Raw genomic sequence first — 25802 nt, 5'->3', positions numbered from 1 at the left:
ATTCGTCAGACTATGTTAAGATGGTCTAAAGAAAACGCGGAAAGGAACGATCCTATGAAAACGTTTCGCCTCGTCCAAGTCCGTCTCGTTCAAGACGAGTACGGCAATGAACTAAATTTACCAATCGATTTGCTCGACGGGTTGATCATCTCGAAAGAACATGATTCAGAATGGTTGCTCGAGATGCTCGTGCCGACCGAATCGGCCGTCACCCTTCACCATTACTTAAACAAACGAATCCTCATCCTCGCTGAAGCCATCATCACATCTCCGACGAATGCGCCTGCCGCACTCGCCTTGACCTTCACGAGTGAACGAGCCTTGAGCGATCACCATACGTTCGTCGCCGAGGGACTCATGTTGAATCCAAAACAAGATGCGACGAAACAAGTGCTCGACTCTCTCATTCAAGAAGGGGTCGCCACGTCGAATTTGAAACCCGCCTTCTTCGAGAAGAAAGTGGAGATCCAACAATCGTTCAGTCGCTCTGCCTTCAATCAATTGGTCAAAACCGGGTCATTCGAGTAATCGAATGGCCTTGTTTTTTCTTTCCCCAAAATGATTCCCCTCTCAAACAAAAAAGACGGAGAAAGGACCCCCGCCTCACACATAGATAAAGAACAAGATGACCATCATCGTCATTCCAATCACTTTTAAAAGCGTGCTGCCGAGAAACGCGAGAACCGTTCCGACACCGATACTCCATGCTTCACGTGTCGTCTTTCCGAGTGTCAACTCCGCTAAAAATGCGAAGACAAATGGGAAGATGAGGACCCCGACGAGCGGGAAGATGAACGGTCCAGCAATCAAGCCAATGGTTGCGCCCCATTTCGCCCGTTCTGACCCCCCACGTTTATCCACTGTTGCTCTGGTGACAACATAGTCTACCACAAACAAGAAGATGAGGAAGACCGATTGCCACACCCAGAATGTCCAGGTCAACGGTTCAAATGAAAAACCAAATCCGTAAATCATGTATCCGATAAATAAGAACAGAACGCTTGGAATGACCGGGTAAATGAGTCCGGCAAAAGCAACCACAAATGATGCGATGATGAATACCCATAGTAAGGTCGTCATGACATTCTCCTCATTTCATGATGGCCGGATCGGTGATATGATCAGCAACATTAATCGCCTTCACCTCAAACTGGCCATGTTGATGGATGATATAGTTCGAGCAGGCGTTTCGCATCGCATGACGGAACGTATACGTGTCATCGATCGCCGAGAGCGCCGCTTTAATCGCATGCGAATGGCAGACGACAATGATCCGTTTCCCGGGATACATCTCTACCAAATGTTCCATTCCTTCTAGGACGCGAGCACGCATCTCATCCTCTGATTCGAGACCCGGAACGCGACGCTCGTCATCGGCCTGCACCGCTTCATAAATGCCCTTCACGGGTTGTCCGGACGCTGCTCCAAACTCGCGTTCAATAAATCGCTCGTCCAATCGAATCGCATCATGCTCGATTCCACAGGCTGTCGCAATTGCCTGTGCTGTATGGACCGCACGCGTTAATGGACTAGAAACGATGAGATCCCATGTTTCTTGACCCAAAAAAGCTGCACTCTCTTCTGCCTGTTGGCGTCCGAGTGCATTCAACGGATTGTCTTCACGTCCTTGAATGATTTCTAAACGATTCCAATCGGTCTGACCGTGTCTTACTAAACATAACTCTGTCACTGCTTCCACTCCTTACTCTTTCAATCATCCCCCATCGTACCATCTTCCCTAAAAATCGCAACTTCAGACAAGACATTCGTCAATGAAACGATTGATCCGCGCCATCAACTGCTCTTCTTTGATCGGGTTGTCCGATTGTAGGAAACTCGCAAGCGAATGTGTTCCATTCGGAAACGAGATGAGCTGAACGTTCGCACCGACATCACTCGCATGTTCGACGAAGTGAAGGGCTTGACCAAACGGCACAATCGGATCTTTCTTCCCGTGTAAGAGTAAAATCGGAGGGGCATCAGCATATAGATGGGAGACTGGTGAACATTTCACCATCAGTTCACGCCATTCTTCACGGCTTCCCTCGTAAAACTTCAAATGAGCTAGCCATGTTTGGATGAATTTGAACAACAAGAAGTTTGTCGGCGGATATAAGGCGATGACTCCTTTGATTGTCGGAAGGTCATCCCCGAGTTCCCCTACAAATTGTTTGTGACGATCGAGCGCAGTAGCGAGCATTAAAGCTGCTCCAGCAGAGTCGCCCCACACGAGTAACTGACTCGTATCGAGGGTGAGCAATGATTCATGCTGCTTTAAATAGCTAAGCGCATCCGAGACATCGATGATATTGTCAGGGAAATACACCCCATCTTCAAATAAACGGTAATCGATACTGACGACGGCGATCCCTTTCCCCAAAAAGTGATCGAGTAACGGATGGAACAGCGTAACCATGCTGCGGCTCCCTCTCACAAATGCTCCCCCATGTGCATAGACCGCTACCGGGAACGGTCCCTCCCCTGGTGGGAGATACAAATCAAATTGGAGCGGACGATCATTGACAATCTTATACGTATACGTGTGGCGCCGGCGTGTTGTCGGTCGAATCGGCAATTCAGGCTCTTGCCATCTGACAAGTGACCCATACTGACTCCACACGCTGGCCCCGGCTGCCGTCGCCGCGGCCAGTGCCGCGCCCCCGACAAACCAGGCGGTCTCCTTTCTCATACAATCCACTCCTCGTTCCTTTTTTTAATCATATTCCCGCTTTTTTCAAAAATCTATCCATCAGAAGTCGGACTTGACGTGCTCCGAAGGTCACACTATAATATTACTCGCAGTCATAAAACGTAACAGTTACGATTTAATATTCAGATAATTTGAAAGGTGGACGACGAAAGATGAAGAAGACTTGGCTAGGTGCTGTCGCGGCCGGCACGCTTTTGCTTGGCGCGTGTGGGAATACCGAAGGAGACAACGCATCCGAATCGACAGATCAGAAACTAACGGTTTACGCTTCGACTTTTGCTTTGAAGTCAATGGCAGAGGAAATCGGTGGTGACCGTGTCAACGTGGAAATGGTCATTCTACCTGGAGCAGACCCACACACATATGAGCCCACTTCAAAGCAGATGACTCAAATTGCAGATGCTGACCTCTTTTTAACAATCGGCCATGACCTCGAACCTTACGTCGAGTCCATGGAGAAGAGCTTGGAAGGACAAAACGTCGCTTTCGTCAAAACGGCAGAGGACGTGACGTTGCTTGATGCAGCCGATACCGTTCATGTTCATGAAGAAGACGGTCATTCCGAAGATGAACATGCTCACGAAGAAGAAGGACATTCTGAAGACGAGCATGCCAATGAAGAAGAAGCGCATAACGAAGATGAGCATGACCATGGACAATACGATCCACACGTCTGGCTCGACCCGATGAATGCCGTTTCAATGGCAGAAGCTGTTGAAGCTGCTTTCAGCGAAGAGGCACCAGACTATAAAGACGAGTTCTCAGAACGGTTGAGTGCATTTAAAGACGAAGCGAATACCCTCGATGCAGAATTGAAAGCAGCAGTTGAGAATGGTTCGAAGTCGGAGTTACTCGTCACACACGCAGCATACGGCTATTTGGCTGAACGATATGGTTTCGATCAGTTGCCAATCGCCGGACTCACACCTTCTGAAGAACCTTCACAACAAGCCCTCAAACGAATCATCGAAGAGGCGCGTCTCCACGATTTGAACTATATTGCTTTCGAAGATACGGTCACACCAAAAGTGGCTGAGGTCGTGAAGCAAGAAATCGGCGCAGAAAGCGTAACGATCTACAACTTGGAATCTGTCACAAAAGAACAGATGGACAAGAGCTATTTTGACTTGATGCGTGAAAACGTCAAGGCACTCGAGACAGCCTTGAAATAATCAAAATCCCGAAACGAATTGATTCGTTTCGGGATTTTTTATACTTCGATCCGGCGGTCCAGCGTTTTCATCGTGACGAAAAGAAGGAGCAAGAGTGATACGGTCACACTCATCATCCATACGTCCCCATTCATGAAGGATGACCACTCCCAGTTGTCCGTGCTCAGTCCGAACCACACTTGACTGATGACGACTCCGCTTAGGCCCATCACACTAAAACGAAACCATGTCATATTTGGAACAAACCGTTTGCTGACGAAGTAACTATTCAACACCAAAAGACTAACATAAGCGATGAACAGCAAACTCCACGCTGTGTCAAATAGGGTCGGTACTGATCCGCCCGCTACAGCATACCCCCACGTCACCAAGAATACGATGAATAAGGTGAGTGTGATGCGATAAAGTGATATGCGTTTCGTTTGATAGGCGAGAAACGGGTTGATGAGAATACCAAGCCAAATGAGTGTGCCGAACACGTCCATGATCGAATCCCCTTTATCCATTTTTTTACATTATACCATGGTGGATTCATCTTTACTCATAATAAATGAGGACAAGTTCTTCTTGGGATGCAGCCGTCTCACAGAACTGTTGCAACTTTGTCCAATCTTCCCAAATCGTCTCGAACTCCTCTTTCGGTACGAGTGCCATGTCTTTCACATCATCCCGTCCGAACGCATGCAACGTGTCTTTGACGATGTGAAGTAGCTGTGGGGTCAAGATTCCGACCACGACCGCCTGTGCTTCATTCACAATCAACTCCTCGCCAACGAGCGCCATTTCCATATTATATGTGTCAGCCCCATCGATATACACCTCGATTTGACTGAGCACGCGTTGAAACGATTCGACATTTGGGAGCGTTAACGTGTCGTCCCGATTACGGTATTGCTCATGCATATGAATCAACCAGTCTAAAATCATCTCCGGATCTTGATTAAATGACACCCAAACTTCTGGGGAAACACGTACATAATGCGTCGTCTCCATACATGAACGCCCCCTTTTTATGACATTACCCGTCTTGTATACGTAAAAAAACCGCCTACGTGAATTCGTAGACGGTTCCATTCATCAAGAACGACTTGTTCCTGTTTTTTGTTCTTCTGTTTCGCTTTCCCAAGCTTCTACATACTCACGACCTGGAAGGTTTTCTACCGAGTCGACATAGAAGACCGGATCTTGTCCTGCTCGACGCTGTGACAAGTAGTCGTCAAGAACGGCTCGAGCCACTTTCGCCAAGCGGAAGATTGCGTACAAGTTGACGAGTGCCATGAGGCCCATGAACACATCAGCGATCGACCAGACGAGCCCTGCAGAGCGGACCGCACCAAACAAGACCATTCCGACAACACCGATGCGATAGAGCGTGACATAGATTTTTTTGTCCGAGATGAACTGAATGTTCGTCTCGCCATAGTAGTAGTTACCAAGAATCGAGCTGAAAGCGAACAAGAAGATCGCAATCGTCAAGAACGATGTCGCGACCGAACCGACTTCTGCTGTCAACGCCGCTTGCGTCAATTCAACACCGGCGAACGATTCTGAACCGGCAACTCCTGAAATCAAGATGATCATCGCTGTCGACGTACAAACGAGCAATGTATCCACGAATACGCTGAACGATTGAATCAACCCTTGTTTAACAGGGTGTGATACTTCCGCTGTCGCAGCGGCGTTCGGCGCAGAACCCATACCTGCTTCGTTCGAGAAGAGACCACGACGAATCCCTTGGAGTACCATCGCACCGATTGCACCACCGAAGAGTTGCTCGATTCCAAGAACTCCTTCTGAGAAGATGAGGCTGAAGACGTCTGGTAAGAGGGATACGTTTGTCACCATGATCCAAATCGCGAGTAAAATATAGCCACCCGCCATGACTGGAACGATGATACTCGACAAGAGCGCAATCGATTGAATTCCACCGAATACGACAACTGCCGTAATGATCGCGAGGACAACCCCGACGACTGTCGTGCTGATGCCGAATTGATTACTCACAGAAAGTGAAATCGTGTTCGACTGAACAGAGTTGAACGCGAATCCGAATGAGAACGTGATTAAAATCGCGAACAAGACACCGAGCCAACGTTGACCGAGCGCACGCTCCATATAGTAAGCCGGACCTCCGCGCCATGTGCGTCCGTCACGAATCTTATACACTTGTGCCAATGTACTTTCGACAAACGCAGAAGCTGCTCCAATCAAAGCGATGAGCCACATCCAAAAGACTGCCCCTGGGCCACCTAGCGCAATCGCTGTCGCCACACCGGCAATGTTCCCTGTGCCGACACGTGCTGCCGTCCCGATCGCGAACGCTTGGAACGAAGACACTTGGCCTTTCTCACGCGTCGTTCCTTCTTTGAACAAAAGGCGGAACATCTCAGGAATCATGCGGAACTGAACAAAGCCCATACGAATCGTGAAATAAATACCCAATGCGACAAGAACAACGATGAGCACTTGCGACCATAACAAATCGTTCGCCTGCGAAACGAGGTTCTCTACAAATTTCTCCATACTAATCCTCCATCATTCTAAAAATCTCAACAGAAAAAGTCATGTTAACTTTTTTAACATGACTAGAATTATAGGTAAATTATACGAAAATTGCAATATTAATTCGTTTTCTCGTATATATGAACTTCCTTCAAATCGTATCTCACCAACAAAAAACGAATCGGATTGCCCATCGCAACCCGATTCGTTATACAGTTCATTTAGATGAAGAGGTTTAAGTTTCCGCCCTCTGCTGCACCGAGATAAGCCGCAACACCACCGAGGTCGACCCCATCAATCAACTCTTCTTCTTTGATCCCCATGACGTCCATTGACATCGTGCAGGCTACCATCTTCACGCCTGCCTCTTGAGCTGACTTGATCATCTCTTCGACAGAAGGGACGTTCTTGTCGCTCATGACTTTCTTCATCATTTTTTGGCCGACACCACCGAAGTTCATGTTCGAGAGTGGAAGTTCACCGGCATGTCCTGGCATCATCATGCCGAACATTTTCTCAAGACCTTGTTTCTTCACTTCCGGCGCGTCCGGTTTGCGGATGACATTGAGTCCCCAGAATGTGAAGAACATTGTTACTTCTTTCCCCATCGCTGCAGCACCTTGCGCAATGATGAGAGATGCGAGCGCACGGTCGAGGTCACCGCTGAAGACGACCATTGACGCGCCATCTCCTGTTGGAGTGCCCGCTTGTGGCGCAGCCGGACCTTGTCCTTTTTGAAGGATGGCTTCGACACGTCCGTTGACGAATTGTTTCGAGACGAGTTTGTTACCTGTCTTCTTCGCCCACGCTTCGATATCGGCGAAGAACCCTGGGTCACTTGCGAGGACACGCAGTGTTTCGCCTTCTCCGAGTTCTGCAACTTTCTTATTTACTTCTAAAATTGGTCCCGGACATTGTAGACCACATGTGTCTAACATGACCGCTTCACCGATTGGTGCGTTCGTCATTTGTGTTGGCTCCTCTTCTACAACGGTAGCCGCTGTTTCATTTGATGTGTTCGCTTCTTCAAGCGCCTCGAAATCACGATTGATTTGTGACCATGTTTTATAGCCACCGCTCAAGTTCTTCACCTTGAAGCCGTTTTGACGCAAGATGCGTGATGCGAGATATCCACGAAGACCGACTTGGCACGTCACATAAATCGTTTCGCTTCGGTCATAGTTGTCTAAGTTTTCACGTAATGAGTTGAGTGGGACGTTGATCGATCCTGGAATCTTCCCAAGTTCATGTTCTGATTCGTCACGGACGTCAAGTAACGTCGCTCCGTTCTTCACGAGCTCATCGATTTCATCCCAATGCACGACTTCGTTATCACCAAGTACGACGTTAGAAGCGACATACCCAATCATGTTGACGGGATCTTTCGCCGAGCTGAACGGTGGTGCATAACTGAGTTCAAGGTCAGGCAGGTCAAGGACCGTCAAACCACCTTTCATCGCTGTCGCAATGACGTCGATTCGCTTGTCGACTCCGTTGATCCCGACACCTTGTGCACCGTAAATCTCACCCGTTGTTGGGTGGAATAAGAGTTTGAGTGACACCGGTGTCGATCCTGGATAGTATCCGGCGTGCGAACCTGGATGCACATGAACGGCTTCATACGTCTTACCGGCTGCTTTCAAACGTTTCTCGTTCCAACCAGTCGATGCGACCGTCATATCAAACACTTTCGCAATTCCCGTCCCCATCGTTCCGTTATATTTCACGTCACGACCGTTAATGATGTCGGCAACGAGACGACCTTGACGGTTCGCTGGCCATGCGAGTGGGACGACAGTTGGCTCTTGGAAGACATAGTCGAGCACTTCGACCGCATCTCCAATCGCGTAAATCGATGGATCAGATGTCATCATTTTTTCATTTACACGAATCGCACCGCGCGTACCTGTTTCAAGTCCCGCTTCACGGGCAATCGTTGACTCCGGTGTGACCCCGATCGACATGATCACCATGTCTGTATCGATGACACGACCACTCGTCAAATGAACTTTCTTCCCTTTTTCAGAGAATGAAGAAACGCCATCAGACAATTGAAGCTCGACACCATGAAGACGTAAATGTTCATGAATCGGCGCGACCATCTCACGGTCGAGTGGCGTCATGACTTGGTCCGCCATCTCGACGAGCGTCACATCAACCCCACGCTCACGTAAGTTCTCTGCCATCTCAATCCCGATGAAGCCCCCACCAATTACAGTCGCGTGTTTTGGAGCTTCGTCATCGACATAGCCACGGATTTTATCTGTGTCTGGAATGTTACGAAGCGTGAAGATGTCTTCTGCCTCGTCGATTCCAGGGATGTTTGGACGAATCGGCTTCGCTCCCGGTGAAAGGATGAGAACATCGTATGACTCATCATACGTTTCGCCTGTTTGAACATGCTTCACCGTCACTGTTTTCTCGTCACGGTTAATTTGAACCACTTCCGTCAGATTACGGATATCAAGTTGGAAACGTTTGTTCATCCCTTCAATCGTTTGGACGAGCAATTTTTGACGATCTTGAATGACGTCCCCGATGTAATATGGAAGACCACAGTTAGCGAATGAGATGTATTCCCCACGGTCGAACATGACGATTTGATTTTCCTCATTTAAGCGACGAAGACGCGCTGCTGCAGACGCACCACCCGCTACTCCACCGACGATTACGATTTTTTTACTCATTGTCCATTTCCTCCTCTGACGACTTCTCCTGGCCAACTCATCAAGCCATCTTCTATATTGACCACTTTATAGCCTTTTGCCTCCATTTGCCAAGTTGCTTGCGTGCTACGTGCACCAGAGCGGCAAAGAACGACATATTCTTCAGCAGGATCGAGTGTGTCGATCCATGTTGTCATTTCTGATAACGGATAGTTTTTGGCACCTTCGATGTGCGCTTCTTGAAACTCGTCGCGTTCACGAACGTCGACAATGTTTACAGGCACTTCAAAATCCATTTGACGTTTTAAAGCAGATGCTTTCATCATTAATCTACCTTTCTATTTTCGATTCCATCTATACCATTCGGCTTGGTAGCTGGCGCTCAATAAAGTTTGTGATTTATTGAACATTTAGCTTCCACGTCATTAATATACCCCCTTAGGTATTCAAATGCAAGAAATAAGTTTGACGAAATGTAGAATTTTTCATCACATCTTTATAAAGTAGTTGATGCTCGACACATACTCCCCCATGTATTAAGATGAGCCTACACAAGAAATAGTTGGGTAACTGAACAATTTTTACTATAGAGGTGAAGGACATGGAACAGTATCAATACGACCCGAAAGTACTGAATCGCATGAAACGGGTAGAAGGACAAATTCGCGCCATCATCCGCATGATGGAGGAAGGAAAAGAGTGTCGTGACGTCGTGACACAACTGAGCGCAGCACGTTCTGCACTCGACCGCGCCTCGACGATTATCGTGGCCAAGAACTTAGAACAGTGCATCATCACAGCGCAAGCAGATGGCGAAGATACGTCAGAAACGGTCGAAGAAGCCATTAAAATGTTGATGAAACGCTAGTTCCCCTTGCTTTCCCCGTCCAAATGGGGGAAAGTTAGAGTAACGACTTACTAAGGGGGATTTCCTTGTGAACTTCGAAGAAAAAGTAGAATCATTTAGAGCGCTCGCCGCTGAACGCAACATGACGTTCAAAGAGAGCGACACTGAAACGCACGTCACGTTTTTGACGCGTGAAACAACAAAATCCGGGGCTCAGCCCGTTATGATTATCGCTTTTAACAAAAAGACGACAGACGCTGAGTTATACGCTGCGACCGTCACGCACGTCCCAGACTACGTAGAAGATTTACCGATTCTAAATGCCTTGAACGAGTTCAACCAGGAGTTCAAATACTTCCGTTGCGTACTCGACAGCGATCGTGATGTCACGCTCGCATCAACACTCGACCTCGATCTCGGTTTCTCACCAGAGATCATCTTGCAACATTCATTCATGATGTTCCAAGCCGCAGACGAAGTGAACGAGTACATGCAAAAACTGTACACACAAGTACAATAATGAAAAGCCGTCCGGAACATTTCCGGACGGCTTTTTTTGAAACATCTTCTTACTATAGCTCGTATGGTTGACCAAGGAGGCGATTCGATATGACACGTTATGAACGATATGTAGAGGCGTTAGACGCCATCAAGGAAGCGACGAAGTGGGAACTGACAGATGACTTCCGGCGCTTGATGGCCATTCATTATGCGATTCACGACACCCCATTCGAGGCATCTCGATTTTCGAACGCACGCGATACATTGAAACAAAAAACGAAGATGTTTTCAAAGTTTAGGGGCAGTCAAAACCTCGTCTGGCTCTCTTTTCTCGATGCCAAATATGAAGACATCGGGACCGCAATCGACGAGGCCCTTCGACTAGATACGTTACTCGACCGAAAGCATTTCCGCTTCAGTTCATTACGGCCTTTTTTAGCGAATCAACTGATCAATGTAGATGAGCCTGAGCGAAGACTCGATGAGGCGACTGACTTATATCAAACGTTCAAACAACATCATCCCTGGTTGACGAGCGAGGAAGACTTATTATCGGCATTCGTGCTCGTTCAAGCGTTTGACGACGTCATCGATTTAAACGAACGGATCGAGCAGCATTATACCTTATTGAAAGATCGGCTACCGAAATCGAACGAACTGCAACTCGTCTCGCATCTTTTGACATTCAGCGAGTCTGCACCAGAAGAAGCGGTCTCTCGACTACTGGCATGGAAATCGCAGTTAGACGACGTCCAACTATCCATTCGACGTGAGCATTTGCCCGCGCTCGCTTTACTGAGCATTGTCGCGGAACCGAATACGGATGGCGTACACGCCATTCAAGAAATCGTGAATGCCGAAAAAGACAAACAGCGCTGGTTCAACACGCATAGCGTGCTTGTCGCCCTTCAACTCGTAGCTGCCGACCACATCACGGGAGAAGCGAATGATTTGTTGCTACACGGGACCTTCGCTCATTTGCTAGCGATGCAACAAGCAATGACCGCTGCTACAACTGCCACCGTTATCGCCAGTACTTCATCATCTACGGACTAAATCAGAAGATAGGTCGTAAGACACGTCAGTACGAATATAGAGTTCGCAATTTCCAAGATTCCAATCTTCATGATTGGGATTTTTTTGCCGTAAAACCAAACAGCGCGTATCAGGCTCGGTGCATAAGCCAATGCGAGTAGAGGATATCCAAGTGTAATAAACACGATGATTAGTAACATATGATATCCCCAAGAAAGATTTCGGTACATGATGCTCTTCTTTTCCCGAATCATCGTCTTGACGAAAAAGATGCTTCCCAGGAAATAGAGGTATGGTAAAACGAATACCCATATAATCGTTTCATCAAAGATGTGTGCCCCGTGGTAATAACTCGCCATTCCTCCGATACAGAATGACGTGACGGCACTGACGTCGTTCCACACGTTCCGCTCATCTTTGATTTTGGCAAAGTAGGCGTTCACGAGACCGAATGGAATCATCGCGAAAGCGAACCAGATGAGACGCGTTTGCACCCATAAAACAGGAATGATAGCTAAGGTAGCAATCATCAGATAAATCATCACTGTGCGTAAAAGCTCACGCGATTTCTTTCGCTGTTTGATGTATTGGAATAAAAAAAACGTACCCATATAGACAAATAGCCACGCGATGGCAAAAGGTATATGTGTCCACCTCCATCCTCCAACCGTTCCTCCAAGAACGAACGGTAAAATGAGCATCGACCATGCTCCATGTTGTGTTGGAATCATCCATTTCATCACACTTCACTCCTTCATTCATCAGTGTAATGGATGGTGATAGCATACGCTGTGAGATTTGCCACAAATAACGAAAAAGAAAAATAGGTAGCCTCAGCCACCTATTTCATCACATTGCCTGTTTCTTACGTTTCACATAGTTTGTCGCGTACACAACGCCAATGACAGATAACGTTAAGATTGCAAAACTATTCATTAACGTCTTGAACGTATACAATCCTTCAATGTTATTTATCACCATCAATGCCATTAGCAACACGAGAATACTAAAGTTTATGAGATTTCGATTTTTCATAAGATGCACCTCTCATTTCTAATCATCCTTTATGATATCATCTCCAGTGAATAAAAAGTTATTTTTTGTATGTTTTAACCAAATCTATCATTTATACTAAGTTTACAAATTGTTCAGTGAGGTGAACGTTGATCATGTCTTTACTACCACAAGACCGAAAAGGCCGATTCATTTTTAAAGGCATCCTTGGCATGAGTTTCATTCTGCTCTTCATCGGTCGAAGCGAAGTCCCTCTACCGATTCACGCAACAACTTCTTTTGTTCCATTCGAGATTCACACTCCTACGCACCTCCCTTTTGTCGCTGAGACCGAATATGCACATCTGGTCAGCCTAGGGCGGGTCGAACTCGTCTATGAAAATGAAGAGGAGTCTATGAGCATATGGTCGACTACGGAACTCGGATGGCACCATGTCGAAGAGTGGGAACGGTACGCACAAACCGTTCAAGGTTCGCCTGTCTACCTCAATGAGTCCGATGAACTCACTATTCTCAGCTGGCAACGAGATGGCGTCGAATACGCAATCGACTACCGCGGACATCAACTTTCGAAGCAGGATTTGTTTGACGTCGCGGCTTCGATGAACTAAAAAAACGATCTCACGCGAGATCGTTTTTTGGTGCAAGCTTAGGTTTGATAACCGCTGGTGCAGGTTGTTCGACCACATCGACTATCAACATCTTTGTGACGACACGACCCGCGATCGATACCGCGACGAGCGTATACAATGCGTTCGATAATGGTAAATAAATGAGTGAAATCCCAAGGACGATCACATCAAAGATAATTAAAATCGTACCGACCGACACGCCTGTCCATTTCGATAATCCGAGGGCGAATAAGTCGTCGCCACCGGTCGCTCCGCCTGACTTCAAGACGAGACCGAGACCATATCCGGTCACAATCCCACTTGCGATGGCAGCGAATAGCGTCGCTGGCCATACTTGAATATCAAACGTGAGCAAATCGAGACGGTCCCACATCGCATAACTGAGCGAAAGGGACGAAGCGGCTAGCACCGCCTGTCCGACAAAACGCCATCCTTTCCACCACAATGCAATGATAAAAAATGGGATGTCGAGCACGATCATCGAGATCGCCGGGTCGATATCAAATAAATAGCGACCGAGTAGCGATAACCCGACGAATCCACCTTCCGCCAAACCAAACTGTTCATTCAAATAATAATAACCGAACGCCATGATCAGCGTTCCGAGCACTATGGTAGCAACTCGTTTCATTCCGATTGTCCTCCCCGTTCTTGACGGAGAGGAGGATCCTCAGTCGTAGCTGCGGTTCCATCTGTTCCATCTCCGATCTTCCGTTTGTTGATTGATACACGTCATGGTGATCATTCAACGCTAGAAGTCCGGAAGTTGGAACAGAGGCCACGTCCTCTCGGTATCCATAAAGACCTTCCTTTCTCAAATTGCGCGTAATCTTGTACGTAGTTTACCACACATTTTGATTCAGTTCATGAATTTTACCTTTAGTGCATGTTACGTTTCGGTAAATCTTTCTTACCGAACCACCACCAATTCCAATCCCCAAACAGTTTCATAAGGGATGGAACGAGCAGGATCCGGATGATGGTCGCATCGATAAAGATGGCGAGGGCGATCCCGACACCGAGCTGTTTAATCGGGCTGACACCCGTAAAGGCAAACGCACCGGTCACGACAATCATGATGATGGCAGCCGAGGTAATGATCTTACTCGTTTTCGCCAGTCCCATCTCTGTCGCATAGTCGTTGTCACCTGTCTCTCGGTAGTATTCCTCGATTCGTGAAACGAGAAACACCTCATAGTCCATCGACAATCCGAAGACGAGTGAGAAGATGAAGACCGGTGTCAAAATACTGATGGTCTCCGCGTCATATACATAACCGGATTCGAAGATGATGACAAGTAAGCCGAACGTTGCTCCGAGACCGAGTACATTCATGAGAATGGCTTTGATTGGAATCAAGATGGATCGGAATGCCCACATGAGGATGAAGAACGTCGCCAAAATGACGGTGATCACTGCATATGGGATGCTGTCGTAAATCTCATCATAAATCTCTTCGTTAAAAGCAGCCGGTCCACCGACCTCAAATCCTTGATCTCGCCAATCGCGGACAAATGCCTGTGCTTCCTTGTCACTCGGTGGTACATCGAAACTCACGTTGACGAGGGCAAGATCAGTATTTCCATCAAGCGTGACGAGCCGTTCAAGCGGAGCGAGTTGTTCCGGGGCCGCTTCCACGAGTTGCGTGAACACTTCAGGCGTCAAACCGGACGTCGTCAAAAAGGTCGAGACATTATCGACAATCCCTACTTCGTTTAACTCGTCTGTGAGCGTTGTCAGTTCTTCTAAAATCATCGGGTCCGTCAAATCATTCGCTTCGAACAAAATGACCGCATCGGTTGAGTTTTCTCCGAACACTTCGTCAAATCGCTCAAGTGCCGCCCGTGATTCATACGAAGTCGGGAGCGCATCTGCGTCCGGAATGTTCAGCTCTAAGTCACGGACGAACCAAAGGCTCGGTAGCAGTAACAATAACGCAACGAGCGTCATCGTCACAGGTCGCTTCATGACGAAGCGGGCAAGCTTTTGCCAGCGTTTTTCTGACTTCGTTTCGTCAGACTTGATGATCCGCCCTTTATTCAAAGCGTCCCCTACTAAGTAAAGAGATGACGGCAAGAGTGTCAGTGCGGACAACACAGCCCCCGCGACGGCAATGAGCGCACCGAGTGCGACTGCCTGGAAGACATCGACCTGGATAAAGAGTAGACCGGCTAACCCGACAAAGACACATAATCCAGAAAAGAGAATCGAACGTCCTGCCGTCGCCACCGTTCGGACGATAGCTTCTTCTCTCGACTGCCCACGCGTCAACTCTTCGCGATACCGATTGACGAGGAGCAATGAGAAATCAATCCCGAGCGCAATGGCAATCATCGCCACGGCGTTCAAGACGAATATGGATAATTCCATGTTTTGCGCAAAAAAGAATAGAGACCCTGCCGCTACGATGAACGTGATGAGTCCGACGAGCAACGGCATGAGTGCCGCGAGCGGCGTTCCAAAAACAAGTAACAATACGACGAGAGCAACCGGAATCCCGATCAACTCTGCTCGAATCAAGTCATTTTTCGATGCCTCGTTCAAGTCGTCTGCAAATACCGGTTCCCCAGTCAACCGCACTTCTGTATCTGTGTCTGTGATCAGGGCGTCACGAACCGCCTCAATCGAAGATTCGGCTGCTTCATAGTCTTCAAATTCAAGCACAAAGTACGAGACGTCGCCTGAACGAGCATCTGGATTCTCTGACGGCGTAATGACACCATCAATCGACCGAATTGCTTCGAACCGTTGCTGTTGTTCGTCCATGACCGTTTCTATTTCTCCGCCTTCAAACAAGACGATCATCGAGGCACCGGCACGGTCGAACCGTTCATTCAACGTATCTTCTACTTGTTGGAATCGCCCGTCTTGAATCGCGAAGCCGTTTCCTCTCAACTCACCCGGGAGCTGCAGTCCAAAATAGACCGACCCTGCGAGTAAAATCGTCCAAATGAGTAGTACTCCATATCGAAAGCGAACCAATTGCCTACCTAACCATTCCATCCTCGTCACTCCTCCCTGTCTAACCATCTACTTCCCGTTTCTCTCTTCATTCATCATCACTTCACAAAAAATTCCTGAACCTGTTTCGGGTTCAGGATTCTTGTCGTTCAAAGACTTGAAGCCAACTATGGCAAAATCGTGGTGGTGCGGATAGAACAACGAGTCGATCTCCTTGGTCATCTAACAGCATGACCTTCAGCAATTGGTTGTCCGCGCACACCGTCGAACAAAACAGTTCTTCTTCTCGACGAAACAGTTGGAACGCTTCGGTCGAAGTGATTGCCGTCGTTTCACCGACTTGATCGAGGATGACCGTATCACGGTCCCCTTCATACGGAATACGCCAGTGCTCATTCGTTTTCACATTCTCCACTAAAAAGTGATGCGTGTTTTCATCAAATAAGGTCACACATGTTTCAGGTGTGAATCGTTCAAAATCATACGTCCCTTGATATGCCAGCTCGATGATGTTCCCAAAGAGCGGAACTTCTTCGTAGCGACTATATCGAAACGTATGATCGTGGAGATTCAAAGCCACGACATCCGATTCGGCTGAATATAAGAAGATGTCATCGCCTTGCCAATAGTGCAAATTGCTAAACCAGTCACCGTTAAAACGTTGTGGAATCGCATGCGTCTCCATCTGTCCTTTTTGTAAATCAATGACTCCGTAAAGTCCTTTTTCTCGGAACCATGCCACGGCACGCGTCGCATTCGGTTCCACATATAGGGCGCACGGTGTCCAAGCCCAGTCAATCTCCCAGCGAATTTGGGACGACTCGTCAAAGAACAAAAATCCGGTTTGCGCCAAGTACAACATCCAACCTTCACCGACACGTTCTAACCATTCGATCGTTTGATGAAATTGAAAGTCTGCTGTTTGTTTGTACATTTGATCACTTCCTAATTTCAGCTTAGCAACGACCGAAGCGAAATTCGATTTTGAATGTGTTCGTTCAACACATTTTCGATTTTCCTGTATACTGTCGGTATAGATGAATGGTTCAGAAAGGAGTATACCGATGCGCCCATTACAATTATCACCAGAGACCGCGGTTGAGCTTGCGAAAAAGTTGAACGTCCCGCTCGAAGAATTGATGCATATGCCAAAGCATATTCTCGTTCAAAAAATGATGCAACTCGAGGCATCTCAAACAGAGGAAGACACACCAAAGGAGACGGATTAACGTCTCCTTTTTGGTTACTGTTCTTTACGTTTTCGTTTTTTCGATACGTACCAGAGACCACCGAGCACGGCGAGTGCAGCACCTCCGGCAACAGCGTATTTGCTGTAGTCCGGACGACGCTCCGTCACCACGAGTGTCGATAGTGGTGCGACTGTCAGATGACGGTCTTCAATTTGACGCGGCGCCGTCAGATTGACGGTATGGTCTTCCACGTTTACTTCAAACTTACCGGACGGAAGTTTAATCTCGACCGCTTCCTCTAACGCGTTATGATACACGACATGTCGTTCTACATACCCTTCGACGTGGCGGCTCAACTCGAATGCGATCACGCCTTCTTCTTCATCGAAGAAACGTAAGTGTTTTCGAATCTGTTCCGTGTTCTCGAGTCGGAAGAGCGGATACTGTTTCCGCAGGCGCAAGAGACCTTTCACATATTCCACACTCGGCGCTTCTTGTTCTGCACGTGTCCAGTCGACACGGTTGACGACCTCACCTGAGTTAAAGCTGTTCTCGTCTCCATCCTTTGTCCGGAAGAACTCTTGCCCACTATGGAGGAACGGAATCCCTTGTCCGAGAAGTACGATGGATGTCGCCAAACGATGACGGCGACGGCGTGTCGTCTCATCATCTTCCGGATTCGTCACGGACAACTTGTCCCAAAGCGTCAAGTTATCGTGACATTCGACATAGTTGACGACCTGGTTCGGTTCATCGGCAAAACTTTGGCTCGTAATCCCGCCAGCGATTCCTCGTTTCACGTCAGCCGTCATGTCTGTGTTGCCGCTCACCCAGCCTGGTAAGTCCTCGATGAACACGTCTCCACGGACACCGTCTCGAATCCCATCATTAAATTGCGCGATTCGTGGCATCTTATGCGCATTGTGTTGATTCGCTTTTTTACGGACCGGGAGTGGCGTATCTAAATCCCAACCTTCTCCGATGACCAGAATGGATGGGTCGACGCGATCAAGCGCCTTCCGAATTTGATTCATCGTCTTCACATCATGTAATCCCATCAAGTCGAAACGGAATCCGTCAATCATGAATTCCTTCGCCCAATATGTGACACACTCGACCATGAGCTTACGCATCATCGCGCGTTCAGATGCCGTGTCATTCCCACATGCCGAACCGTCTGCGAGTGTTCCGTCCTCATTTAGTCGATAGTAATAATCAGGAACGAATTGACCGAGCGGTGTCGTCAACGCATCGTACGTATGGTTGAAGACGACGTCCATGATGACACGGATGCCTCGATCGTGGAGGGCTTGAATCATCGCTTTCAGTTCAATGATTCGCGTCGCCGGATCGTCTGCTGACGAGGCGTATGATCCTTCGACCGCAAAGTAATGCACCGGATCATATCCCCAGTTATAGTTATCTTCGCTCTCGCGTGATTCGTTCACCGACCCGTAGTCAAAGAATGGCATCAATTGAAGATGTGTGATACCGAGCGATGTGATGTAATCGAGTCCAGTCGGGTAACCGCTCGTGGTCGTCGTTCCCGTCTCGGTCATCCCCAAGAACTTCCCACGATGTGTGGCCCCGCTCTCCGGATGACTCGTCAAATCACGTACGTGCGCTTCATAGATGACCGCTTCTTGTGAAGAATTGAATAGCGGACGTTCTTTGATCCAATGGTCCGGGTTCAAGGATGCCGGGTCAAGCAGACATCCACGCTTCCCATTCACTCCGACGACTTTTGCATAAGGATCGAGTGATTCTACTTTCTTCCCATCAATCATTGCTTCAAATACATAAAATTGACCTTCGAACAAGGCGCGGTCGAGTTCAATGACCCACGTCCCCTTCTCAGCCGGTTCGAGTTCGAGTCGATCAAACTTGCGGGCACGGGCTGTGCGATATAACTTGACCGACATCTGTTCCGCTACCGGAGACCAGACACGTAGTCGAATCTGTTCCCCTTTAAACGTCACCCCAAGGTCTTTCCCGTGATAGGCAACGTGATCTAAGTCTGCTTGTGTGTGTTGATCCATTGTACGTTCCATCTCTTCACTCCTTCACTGCTTCAAATCTGCTATCATTATAACAAAACCACACAAAGGATGGATGAAACATGGCAAAAGACAATTCTTTCGATATCGTGTCCGAAATGAATCTTGAAGAAGTGAAAAACGCAATCCAAATCGCGGAGAAGGAAATTTTGAACCGTTATGACTTTAAAGGGTCAAAAAGTGAGATGTCGCTCGACAACGGCGACCTCGTCCTTATCTCGGATGACGACTATAAACTTGAGCAGTTGAAAGACGTCTTAATCACGAAGTTGATCAAGCGCGGCGTTCCGACAAAAAACCTCGACTATCAAAAAGTAGAGAACGCACTCGGCGGCACGGTTCGTCAACGTGTGAAATTGAAGAGTGGCATCGACAAAGATGACGCGAAAAAAATCAACAACGCCATCAAAGAATCAAAACTTAAAGTCAAATCGCAAATTCAAGACGATCAAATCCGGGTGACCGGAAAATCGCGTGACGACCTTCAAGCTGTCATGCAGCTCGTTCGTGAGCTCGAGTTGTCTGTCGATGCCCAATTCACGAACTTCCGATGAAACTCGCGATCATCAGTGACCCACACGGTTCGTTTGATGATTTGAAGGCGGTTCTCGATGACGTCCGGCGGGAAACCGAGCATATTCTCTGTCTTGGCGACCTATATGAATGCCACATCGGGAAAAAACGACGTCACGAGCGCTTTCATCATGTGGAAGACGTCGTGACGTATGACCCGAACTATGAAGCATTGTTGACGTTCCCAAGTCTACGCGGTAATCAAGAGGAGCGAATCGACGAGGTACTCGTCATCGACCATCCCGTGAAAACACGGATTTCTTTATTGCCGGAACAGACGACTCTTGGCGAAGCACGCTTTTTACATGGGCATCAAGTCAAATGGAACGAAGACTGGGAACCGATTGTTGAGAAAGGGAAATATCCACTCGTTTTCATTGGACATAGTCATATTGCCGGGATTTATCGGAAAGGGATATCCCTGCCGTGGGAAATCGGGACCCCGTTCCATTTGAAGAAAAAGCGATATGTCATCAACGTCGGTGCCGTCATCTTCGATCGGGAATGGTGTCTCTATGACACGGAAGCCCGAACGGTGACCCGTATGAAAGTGTGAGCATAGGAAAAGGACCTCATTTTTTTGAGGTCCTTTCGTCTGTCTTACATTTCTTCTGGAGCTTCGACACCGAGTAAACGGAGTCCTTCCGTCAATACGAGTGTCACTGCCTTCACGAGTGCGAGACGCGATTGTTTGCCTGCATCTTCTTCTAAGACACGGACATGACCGTAATACTTGTTGAACGCTTGCGCGAGGTCAAGTACATAACGGCTGATGATAGATGGTTCGCGACGTTCATGTGCACGCGTGATGACGTGTGGGAACGCGTTGAGCATCGTGACGACACCCCATGAGTAGTCATCGTCTGCACCAGTGAACGGTGAACCATCGTAGTTCCCTTTACGGAGGAGTGAGTTCGCACGAGCATTCGTGTATTGGACGTAAGGTCCTGTCTCTCCTTCAAACTTGAGCATGCTGTCGAGATCGAATTCGATGTTGTTGATGCGTTCGTTCTTCAAGTCGTGGAAGACGACCGCTCCGACACCGACCATGCGTGCGACGTCTTCTGCGTTCGCAAGGTCTGGGTTCTTCTGCGCGATGTTCGCTTGTGCTTTTTCAATCGCTTCTTTCAACACTTCCTCAAGAAGAACGATGCGCCCTTTACGTGTCGACATCTTCTTCCCTTCTTGCAAGATCAAGCCGAACGGTACGTGATGCATGCCATCGACGAAGTCGTAGCCGAGCTTACGAAGAACCGAGAAGAGTTGTTTGAAGTGAAGCGCCTGTTCGCCACCGACGACATAGTTTGCTTGCACGAAGTTGTATGTCTCGTAGCGATAGATCGCTGCTGCCAAGTCGCGTGTCGCGTACAATGTCGCGCCATCTTTCTTCTTGATTAGGCATGGTGGCAAGTTCTCTTCCTCGAGCGAGACGACCATGGCGCCCTCACTTTCGACTAAGAGATTTTTTTCTTCGAGCATCTCGACGACGCGTCCCATCTTATCATTGTAGAACGCCTCACCATTGAAGCTCTCGAATTTCACACCGAGGAGGTCGTATACTTTTTGGAACTCCTTGAGTGACTCGTCACGGAACCATTGCCAAAGCTCTGTCGCTTCCGCATCGCCGTCTTCAAGCTTCTTGAACCACGCGCGACCTTCGTCTTCAAGTTCTAGTTGTGTCTTCGCTTCTTCATGGAAATGAACATATAATTTCAAGAGTTCTGCGATTGGATTGGCGCGTACCGCTTCCTCATCGCCCCACTTCTTGTAGGCGACCATCAATTTCCCAAACTGAGTGCCCCAGTCACCGAGGTGGTTGACACCGACGACGTCATATCCGTTTTTACGTGCGATTTGGTTGATCGCATTCCCGATCACCGTCGAACGTAGGTGACCCATCGAGAACGGCTTCGCAATGTTTGGTGACGAGAAGTCCGTCACAATCGTTTCGTTGCGCGTTGCGTATGTCGCGTACTCTGACTTTTCATCGAGCACCGTATTGATGATTTCTTGTGACACGACGTCACGGCTCAAGAAGACGTTGACGTAAGGTCCTGCTGCCTCGACTTTTGTGAACAGTTCATCGTTCAAGTCATTCGCGATGTCTGTAGCGATCATGACAGGTGCCTTACGGTAGGCTTTCGCCAATTGGAAACATGGGAACGCGAGGTCACCGTGCGCCTCGTGTTTTGGCTTCTCAATCAATGCTTCAATCTGGTCAATCGTGAGCTCGTCTCCGATGACACGTGATAACGCTTCTGCGTACTTGCGTTCATAACTCATTTGTATGTCCTCCTTCTTCGTATCACAACTCATAAAAAAAACGCCCTTTGCATAGATGCAAAGAGACGGGAATTCCCGCGGTACCACTCTTCTTGCCTGCATGACGCAGACCGCTTTATGGTGATAACGGTTCCCTCCGGCTATGCCTACTCTCGTTTCGGATAGCATCTCAAAAGTGCGTTTCGCGACGTTTGTCAGCCTAGGCTCTCACCAATCCCCAGGTCGCTTTGTTGACTAAACCATCGTTACTCTCTTTTTCATCGACATTCGTCTATGCGGTTGAAAAGCAATTTCATTATAGAGGATATTCCGTGTATACTCAATGCTAGAATTCAAGCATCATGGAAGAGAAGCAGGACTCACACGAAATCGTGACGAATCTTTACTATTAGATCTTGAAATGTCCCATGCTAGGAGGGAACACATGAACCACTTTCGTAAGATGTCCGTGCTCGGTTGGAGTATATGGAGTGCCCTGTTCATCTTCACCATCGCATTATTTGCATTGGATATCCTACACGCCCCAACAATCGATTCGTTGTCGTTTATTTTAATTTCGTTGCTTGTCATCATTTTTCAACTCGACTCGATCGAAGTCAAAGGTGTGTACTTCACATTTTCTGAAAGTATCGTCTTAATTTTATTTTTATTCTTTGGATTTGAAACAGCACTCATCGTCAACCAAATCGGATTGTTCGTCTTTCAATTCGCCAATTTGAAACCGAAAGTCGCCATCCGTCGCTTCCGCTTCACGTATCCGTGGAATGCTATTACGGCATACTTAGAGATTGTCATCCCAGCAGCGGTTTATCTTGCCCTCGGTGGGGAGACCGGTCTCGACTTTTATTCGCAAGATTCGTTCGTGCCGCTTGCTGGACTGTTCCTTGCCATCTTTTTAAACACGGTGTTCCAAAAATATCAGGTGAAATGGTGGTTCCGCGTCGACATCGCATTGAGCGACTTTATGAAGATTGCCTTCTATACGTACGTCGTCAGTTTGATTTTCATCTTAGCGGCAGCGTTTTTCCGAGAGACCAACTTACTCGTCGTCAGTAGCATCGCCGCTGCGTTGACATTCTTTATTAAACGTCTCCTCATTCAAAAAGAGCGACAAGATGCATTCAAATCTTTGATTGAGCAATACGATGAAGCGAAAGAGGCCGTTTCCTTGTCACAGAGCGAGGCGCAAGCCATCGAAGTATTTTTAAGTCAATGCGAACAGCTGAATCATTATGATGAAGGGTATGTCGAGTTTAAATTGTTTGAACGCACCCTCTACTTTGATTTGAAGACGCGACAACCCATCGATCGCCCCATCGTCTTCACCTTGCTTGAGATGAGTCAGCCAATCGAGCAAGTCCTCGACTATGAAATGCGCTTTGAATGGGATACTTCCCTTTCTGATGCTTTCCACGACGATTACCACAGCTTCGTTTCTGTTCGTTCGGAGGAAATCGAAGAGATTCGTACATGGATTGTCATGACGGGAGAACCTGTATACGGTTATCCAAAGATTATTCAGCACGAAATCATCAAATTGTTAAAATCGTTCAACCGAACCATTAGCCGTTGTCACGAACGGGACCGCCTCTATACCGAGAGTCGGACGGACAGCTTAACGCTTCTTGCTAATGCGCGTGCATTTTATGAATATGGCATTCAACAAATATCCGATATGTCGGTATATCCGATATCGGTCGCCATGCTCGATATTGATTTTTTCAAAAAGATTAACGATACGTATGGTCATCAGGTCGGGGACCATGTCTTACAAGAGTTCGGACGACGAATCCGTCAGGTGCTTCGCCCGGATGATTTTGCGGCACGCTATGGTGGCGAAGAATTTATTTTATTGCTCAATCATTGTGATATGCACCAAGCGATTGAAATCACGGAGCGGATTCGCCATCAAATCGAAGCGAAACCGTTTCTTGTCGACCACCATGAGATTTCTGTCACCGCGTCTATCGGGGTCGATACAATCGAAGCGTTCGGGAACAAGCGTCTCGATGATACGATTCGAAACGCGGACCGTGCCCTGTATGTTGGTGGAAAATATGCAGGACGTAACCGTGTGGCGCACTTCAACAATTTAACGACGTAAACTCCCCTTTCTCACATCGAATTGGGGAGTTTTTAGGTTGACAACGGGATTTGAAACAGGTACGTTAGGGAACGTGTTTGATAATAGGATAACTTAACTTTTTATCGAGAGAGACGGAGGGACTGGCCCTATGAAGTCTCGGCAGCGGAGAACCTGTGCCAAATCCAGCGGGCGTATTGCTCGAAAGATGAAAAGGGTATTTCACACGAAGGACCTTTTTCTCAAGAAAAAGGTCCTTTTTATTTTTTAGTGAGGTGATTATTTTGGAACAACCAACAGCAAACAAGTGGGCACTTCTGCCGTTACTCGTCTTCTTGCTCTTTTTCATCGGGGCGGGTGTCTACTATGGGGACTTTTATAAGTTTCCAGTCCTTGTCGCAGCCATGATCGCATTGATGGTTGCAGCATTCATGACAAAAGGAAGTGCCACTCAAACCGTCGAGCGCATCGCGCAAGGTGCCGGAAATCCGGGAATCATCATTATGATTTTTATTTTCTTACTGGCCGGTGCCTTTTCAACGGTAGCCGAATCAATCGGTGCCATCGACGCGACGGTCAACGCGGCGTTGACGCTTTTACCCCCATCGCTTCTCTTAAGTGGACTATTCGTCATTGCTGCTTTCATTTCAATGGCAATGGGTACATCGACCGGAACGATTGCGGCACTTGCGCCGATTGCCCTCGGTATTCATGAGGAAAGTGGTGTGAACGTCGCCATCGCAGCCGCGGCAGTGGTCGGCGGAGCCATGTTCGGAGACAACCTTTCATTCATTTCGGATACGACCATTGCTGCCGTAAGGACACAACGGACGAACATGCGCGATAAGTTCCGGACGAACTTCTGGATTGTGCTACCAGCTGCCATCATCACGACGATTTTACTCGCCGTCTTGTCGAACGGTGAATCGACGGTCGATGTCGCCGCATTCGAATGGTATAAACTGATTCCGTATCTCGCGGTCATCGGACTGGCGTTAACGGGACTGAACGTCATTCTCGTCCTGTTGGGCGGAATTACGCTAACCGGAATCATCGGTCTTCTCGACGGAAGCTTATCCGTCACAGCATTTGTGACCGCTATCGCCGATGGTATGGTCGGTATGGCCGAAATCTCGTTCTTGACGTTACTCATGGGCGGCCTCGTCGGACTCATTTCGCACAACGGTGGACTCACGTATTTGCGTGATGCGCTGACGTCACGGATTCAAAAACGTGCCGGTGCCGAGTGGAGTATCGCTGGTCTCGTCAGTGCGACGAACGTGGCGACGGCGAACAATACGATTTCCATTCTCGTAGCCGGACCACTCGCCGCGAACATTGCGGACGAATATGATATCGAACGGAAGAAATCAGCAAGTGTACTCGATATCTTCTCATGTGGTGTACAAGGGATTCTTCCATATGGAGCGCAACTCCTCATCGCCGCAGAGTTGACGAAGACCGCTTCGCCTGACCTCGTCCCGTTCATGTTTTATCCGTTCCTCCTCTTTATCTGCGGAGGGATTGCCATCGCATTCAATTTCCCGCGTTTTAAAAAGCAGTCTTAAGCGAAAAC

The 25802-nt window shown here is 48.0% G+C and carries 26 protein-coding genes, 1 riboswitch and 1 other annotated feature; of the genes, 11 read left to right on the top strand and 15 right to left on the bottom strand.

Going from position 1 to position 25802, the window contains the following annotated elements:
* Positions 1-54 precede the first annotated feature (54 nt).
* A complete protein-coding gene (locus KNP62_RS11705; protein WP_214696006.1) occupies positions 55-528 on the top strand; it encodes a YwpF-like family protein in 474 nt (157 codons plus the stop codon).
* Between the two features lie 75 nt (positions 529-603).
* Here the strand turns inward: KNP62_RS11705 and KNP62_RS11700 are convergent, their stop codons facing one another.
* From KNP62_RS11700 to KNP62_RS11690, 3 genes are all read right to left on the bottom strand, one after another.
* On the bottom strand, positions 604-1080 hold the full coding sequence (locus tag KNP62_RS11700) for a DUF456 domain-containing protein (protein WP_214696004.1): 477 nt from the start codon (positions 1078-1080) through the stop codon (positions 604-606).
* 10 nt (positions 1081-1090) lie between these two features.
* A complete protein-coding gene (locus KNP62_RS11695) occupies positions 1091-1690 on the bottom strand; it encodes a histidine phosphatase family protein (protein ID WP_214785633.1) in 600 nt (199 codons plus the stop codon).
* A gap of 63 nt (positions 1691-1753) precedes the next feature.
* Positions 1754-2689, bottom strand: a complete 936-nt coding sequence (locus KNP62_RS11690) for an alpha/beta hydrolase (RefSeq protein WP_074034302.1) — start codon at positions 2687-2689, stop codon at positions 1754-1756.
* A gap of 173 nt (positions 2690-2862) precedes the next feature.
* Between KNP62_RS11690 and KNP62_RS11685 the strand changes: the two genes are divergently transcribed.
* On the top strand, positions 2863-3882 hold the full coding sequence (locus KNP62_RS11685; RefSeq protein ID WP_214785632.1) for a metal ABC transporter solute-binding protein, Zn/Mn family: 1020 nt from the start codon (positions 2863-2865) through the stop codon (positions 3880-3882).
* Positions 3883-3920: 38 nt separating this feature from the next.
* Here the strand turns inward: KNP62_RS11685 and KNP62_RS11680 are convergent, their stop codons facing one another.
* From KNP62_RS11680 to KNP62_RS11660, 5 genes are all read right to left on the bottom strand, one after another.
* Positions 3921-4367 carry a hypothetical protein gene (locus KNP62_RS11680; protein ID WP_214785631.1) on the bottom strand — a complete coding sequence of 149 codons (447 nt, stop codon included), beginning with the start codon at positions 4365-4367 and terminating at the stop codon, positions 3921-3923.
* A 52-nt stretch (positions 4368-4419) separates the two neighbouring features.
* Complete coding sequence (locus KNP62_RS11675; RefSeq protein WP_214760799.1) at positions 4420-4875, bottom strand: hypothetical protein; 456 nt, start codon at positions 4873-4875, stop codon at positions 4420-4422.
* Positions 4876-4959: 84 nt separating this feature from the next.
* Entirely contained in the window at positions 4960-6405 is a 1446-nt protein-coding gene (locus KNP62_RS11670) for an alanine/glycine:cation symporter family protein (protein WP_214785630.1), read from the bottom strand.
* A 200-nt stretch (positions 6406-6605) separates the two neighbouring features.
* Complete coding sequence (locus tag KNP62_RS11665; protein ID WP_214785629.1) at positions 6606-9071, bottom strand: CoA-disulfide reductase; 2466 nt, start codon at positions 9069-9071, stop codon at positions 6606-6608.
* Positions 9068-9373 carry a rhodanese-like domain-containing protein gene (locus tag KNP62_RS11660; RefSeq protein ID WP_214695982.1) on the bottom strand — a complete coding sequence of 102 codons (306 nt, stop codon included), beginning with the start codon at positions 9371-9373 and terminating at the stop codon, positions 9068-9070. The genes KNP62_RS11665 and KNP62_RS11660 overlap by 4 nt, the downstream gene beginning before the upstream one ends.
* Before the next feature lie 278 nt (positions 9374-9651).
* Between KNP62_RS11660 and KNP62_RS11655 the strand changes: the two genes are divergently transcribed.
* The 3 genes from KNP62_RS11655 (at position 9652) to KNP62_RS11645 (ending at position 11454) form a co-directional block, all read left to right on the top strand.
* Positions 9652-9918: a metal-sensitive transcriptional regulator gene (locus tag KNP62_RS11655; protein ID WP_214695974.1), complete on the top strand. Its 267-nt coding sequence runs from the start codon at positions 9652-9654 to the stop codon at positions 9916-9918.
* A 67-nt stretch (positions 9919-9985) separates the two neighbouring features.
* Positions 9986-10417 (top strand): type III secretion system chaperone family protein, encoded by a 432-nt coding sequence (locus KNP62_RS11650; RefSeq protein WP_015880528.1) that lies wholly within the window; start codon positions 9986-9988, stop codon positions 10415-10417.
* A gap of 89 nt (positions 10418-10506) precedes the next feature.
* Entirely contained in the window at positions 10507-11454 is a 948-nt protein-coding gene (locus KNP62_RS11645) for a DUF4003 family protein (RefSeq protein WP_214785628.1), read from the top strand.
* Here the strand turns inward: KNP62_RS11645 and KNP62_RS11640 are convergent.
* The gene (locus tag KNP62_RS11640) at positions 11451-12173 is read right to left on the bottom strand and encodes a YwiC-like family protein (protein WP_214785627.1); all 723 of its coding nucleotides are present in this window, start codon (positions 12171-12173) and stop codon (positions 11451-11453) included. The genes KNP62_RS11645 and KNP62_RS11640 overlap by 4 nt on opposite strands.
* Positions 12174-12282: 109 nt before the next feature.
* Positions 12283-12468, bottom strand: coding sequence for a hypothetical protein (locus KNP62_RS11635; protein WP_214785626.1), 186 nt, complete (start codon positions 12466-12468; stop codon positions 12283-12285).
* A gap of 134 nt (positions 12469-12602) precedes the next feature.
* On the opposite strand from KNP62_RS11635, the gene KNP62_RS11630 reads away from it, so the two are divergent.
* Complete coding sequence (locus KNP62_RS11630; RefSeq protein ID WP_214785625.1) at positions 12603-13058, top strand: hypothetical protein; 456 nt, start codon at positions 12603-12605, stop codon at positions 13056-13058.
* Between the two features lie 10 nt (positions 13059-13068).
* Here the strand turns inward: KNP62_RS11630 and KNP62_RS11625 are convergent, their stop codons facing one another.
* The 3 genes from KNP62_RS11625 to KNP62_RS11615 all read right to left on the bottom strand — a co-directional run bounded on the left by KNP62_RS11625 (position 13069) and on the right by KNP62_RS11615 (position 16974).
* The gene (locus tag KNP62_RS11625) at positions 13069-13710 is read right to left on the bottom strand and encodes a YitT family protein (protein ID WP_214785624.1); all 642 of its coding nucleotides are present in this window, start codon (positions 13708-13710) and stop codon (positions 13069-13071) included.
* A gap of 248 nt (positions 13711-13958) precedes the next feature.
* Positions 13959-16082: an MMPL family transporter gene (locus KNP62_RS11620; RefSeq protein WP_214785623.1), complete on the bottom strand. Its 2124-nt coding sequence runs from the start codon at positions 16080-16082 to the stop codon at positions 13959-13961.
* Between the two features lie 91 nt (positions 16083-16173).
* Entirely contained in the window at positions 16174-16974 is an 801-nt protein-coding gene (locus KNP62_RS11615; RefSeq protein ID WP_214785622.1) for a hypothetical protein, read from the bottom strand.
* A gap of 130 nt (positions 16975-17104) precedes the next feature.
* On the opposite strand from KNP62_RS11615, the gene KNP62_RS11610 reads away from it, so the two are divergent.
* A complete protein-coding gene (locus KNP62_RS11610) occupies positions 17105-17269 on the top strand; it encodes a YycC family protein (protein ID WP_074034904.1) in 165 nt (54 codons plus the stop codon).
* 14 nt (positions 17270-17283) lie between these two features.
* Here KNP62_RS11610 and pulA read toward each other — a convergent pair whose 3' ends face one another.
* Positions 17284-19281, bottom strand: coding sequence for a type I pullulanase (gene pulA, locus KNP62_RS11605; RefSeq protein WP_214785621.1), 1998 nt, complete (start codon positions 19279-19281; stop codon positions 17284-17286).
* A 68-nt stretch (positions 19282-19349) separates the two neighbouring features.
* Between pulA and KNP62_RS11600 the strand changes: the two genes are divergently transcribed.
* Both KNP62_RS11600 and KNP62_RS11595 read left to right on the top strand, forming a co-directional pair.
* Positions 19350-19841: a YajQ family cyclic di-GMP-binding protein gene (locus tag KNP62_RS11600; protein ID WP_015880519.1), complete on the top strand. Its 492-nt coding sequence runs from the start codon at positions 19350-19352 to the stop codon at positions 19839-19841.
* Complete coding sequence (locus tag KNP62_RS11595) at positions 19838-20416, top strand: metallophosphoesterase family protein (RefSeq protein ID WP_214695957.1); 579 nt, start codon at positions 19838-19840, stop codon at positions 20414-20416. The genes KNP62_RS11600 and KNP62_RS11595 overlap by 4 nt, the downstream gene beginning before the upstream one ends.
* A gap of 44 nt (positions 20417-20460) precedes the next feature.
* On the opposite strand, the gene argS is transcribed toward KNP62_RS11595, so the two are convergent.
* On the bottom strand, positions 20461-22143 hold the full coding sequence (gene argS / locus KNP62_RS11590; protein WP_214785620.1) for an arginine--tRNA ligase: 1683 nt from the start codon (positions 22141-22143) through the stop codon (positions 20461-20463).
* 58 nt (positions 22144-22201) lie between these two features.
* Positions 22202-22413 (bottom strand) — a binding site (T-box leader).
* A 154-nt stretch (positions 22414-22567) separates the two neighbouring features.
* Here argS and KNP62_RS11585 point away from each other — a divergent pair.
* Both KNP62_RS11585 and KNP62_RS11580 read left to right on the top strand, forming a co-directional pair.
* Positions 22568-24247: a GGDEF domain-containing protein gene (locus KNP62_RS11585; protein ID WP_214785619.1), complete on the top strand. Its 1680-nt coding sequence runs from the start codon at positions 22568-22570 to the stop codon at positions 24245-24247.
* 98 nt (positions 24248-24345) lie between these two features.
* A riboswitch (SAM riboswitch) is annotated at positions 24346-24441 on the top strand.
* A gap of 69 nt (positions 24442-24510) precedes the next feature.
* The gene (locus KNP62_RS11580; protein WP_214785618.1) at positions 24511-25794 is read left to right on the top strand and encodes a Na+/H+ antiporter NhaC family protein; all 1284 of its coding nucleotides are present in this window, start codon (positions 24511-24513) and stop codon (positions 25792-25794) included.
* The last annotated feature ends 8 nt before the right edge of the window (positions 25795-25802 follow it).

Source organism: Exiguobacterium sp. s183, from assembly GCF_018617655.1.
GTDB classification, from domain to species: Bacteria; Bacillota; Bacilli; order Exiguobacteriales; family Exiguobacteriaceae; genus Exiguobacterium; species Exiguobacterium aestuarii_A.
Note: the sequence above shows the minus strand (reverse complement) of the source record. Positions and strands in the feature narration are given on the sequence as shown.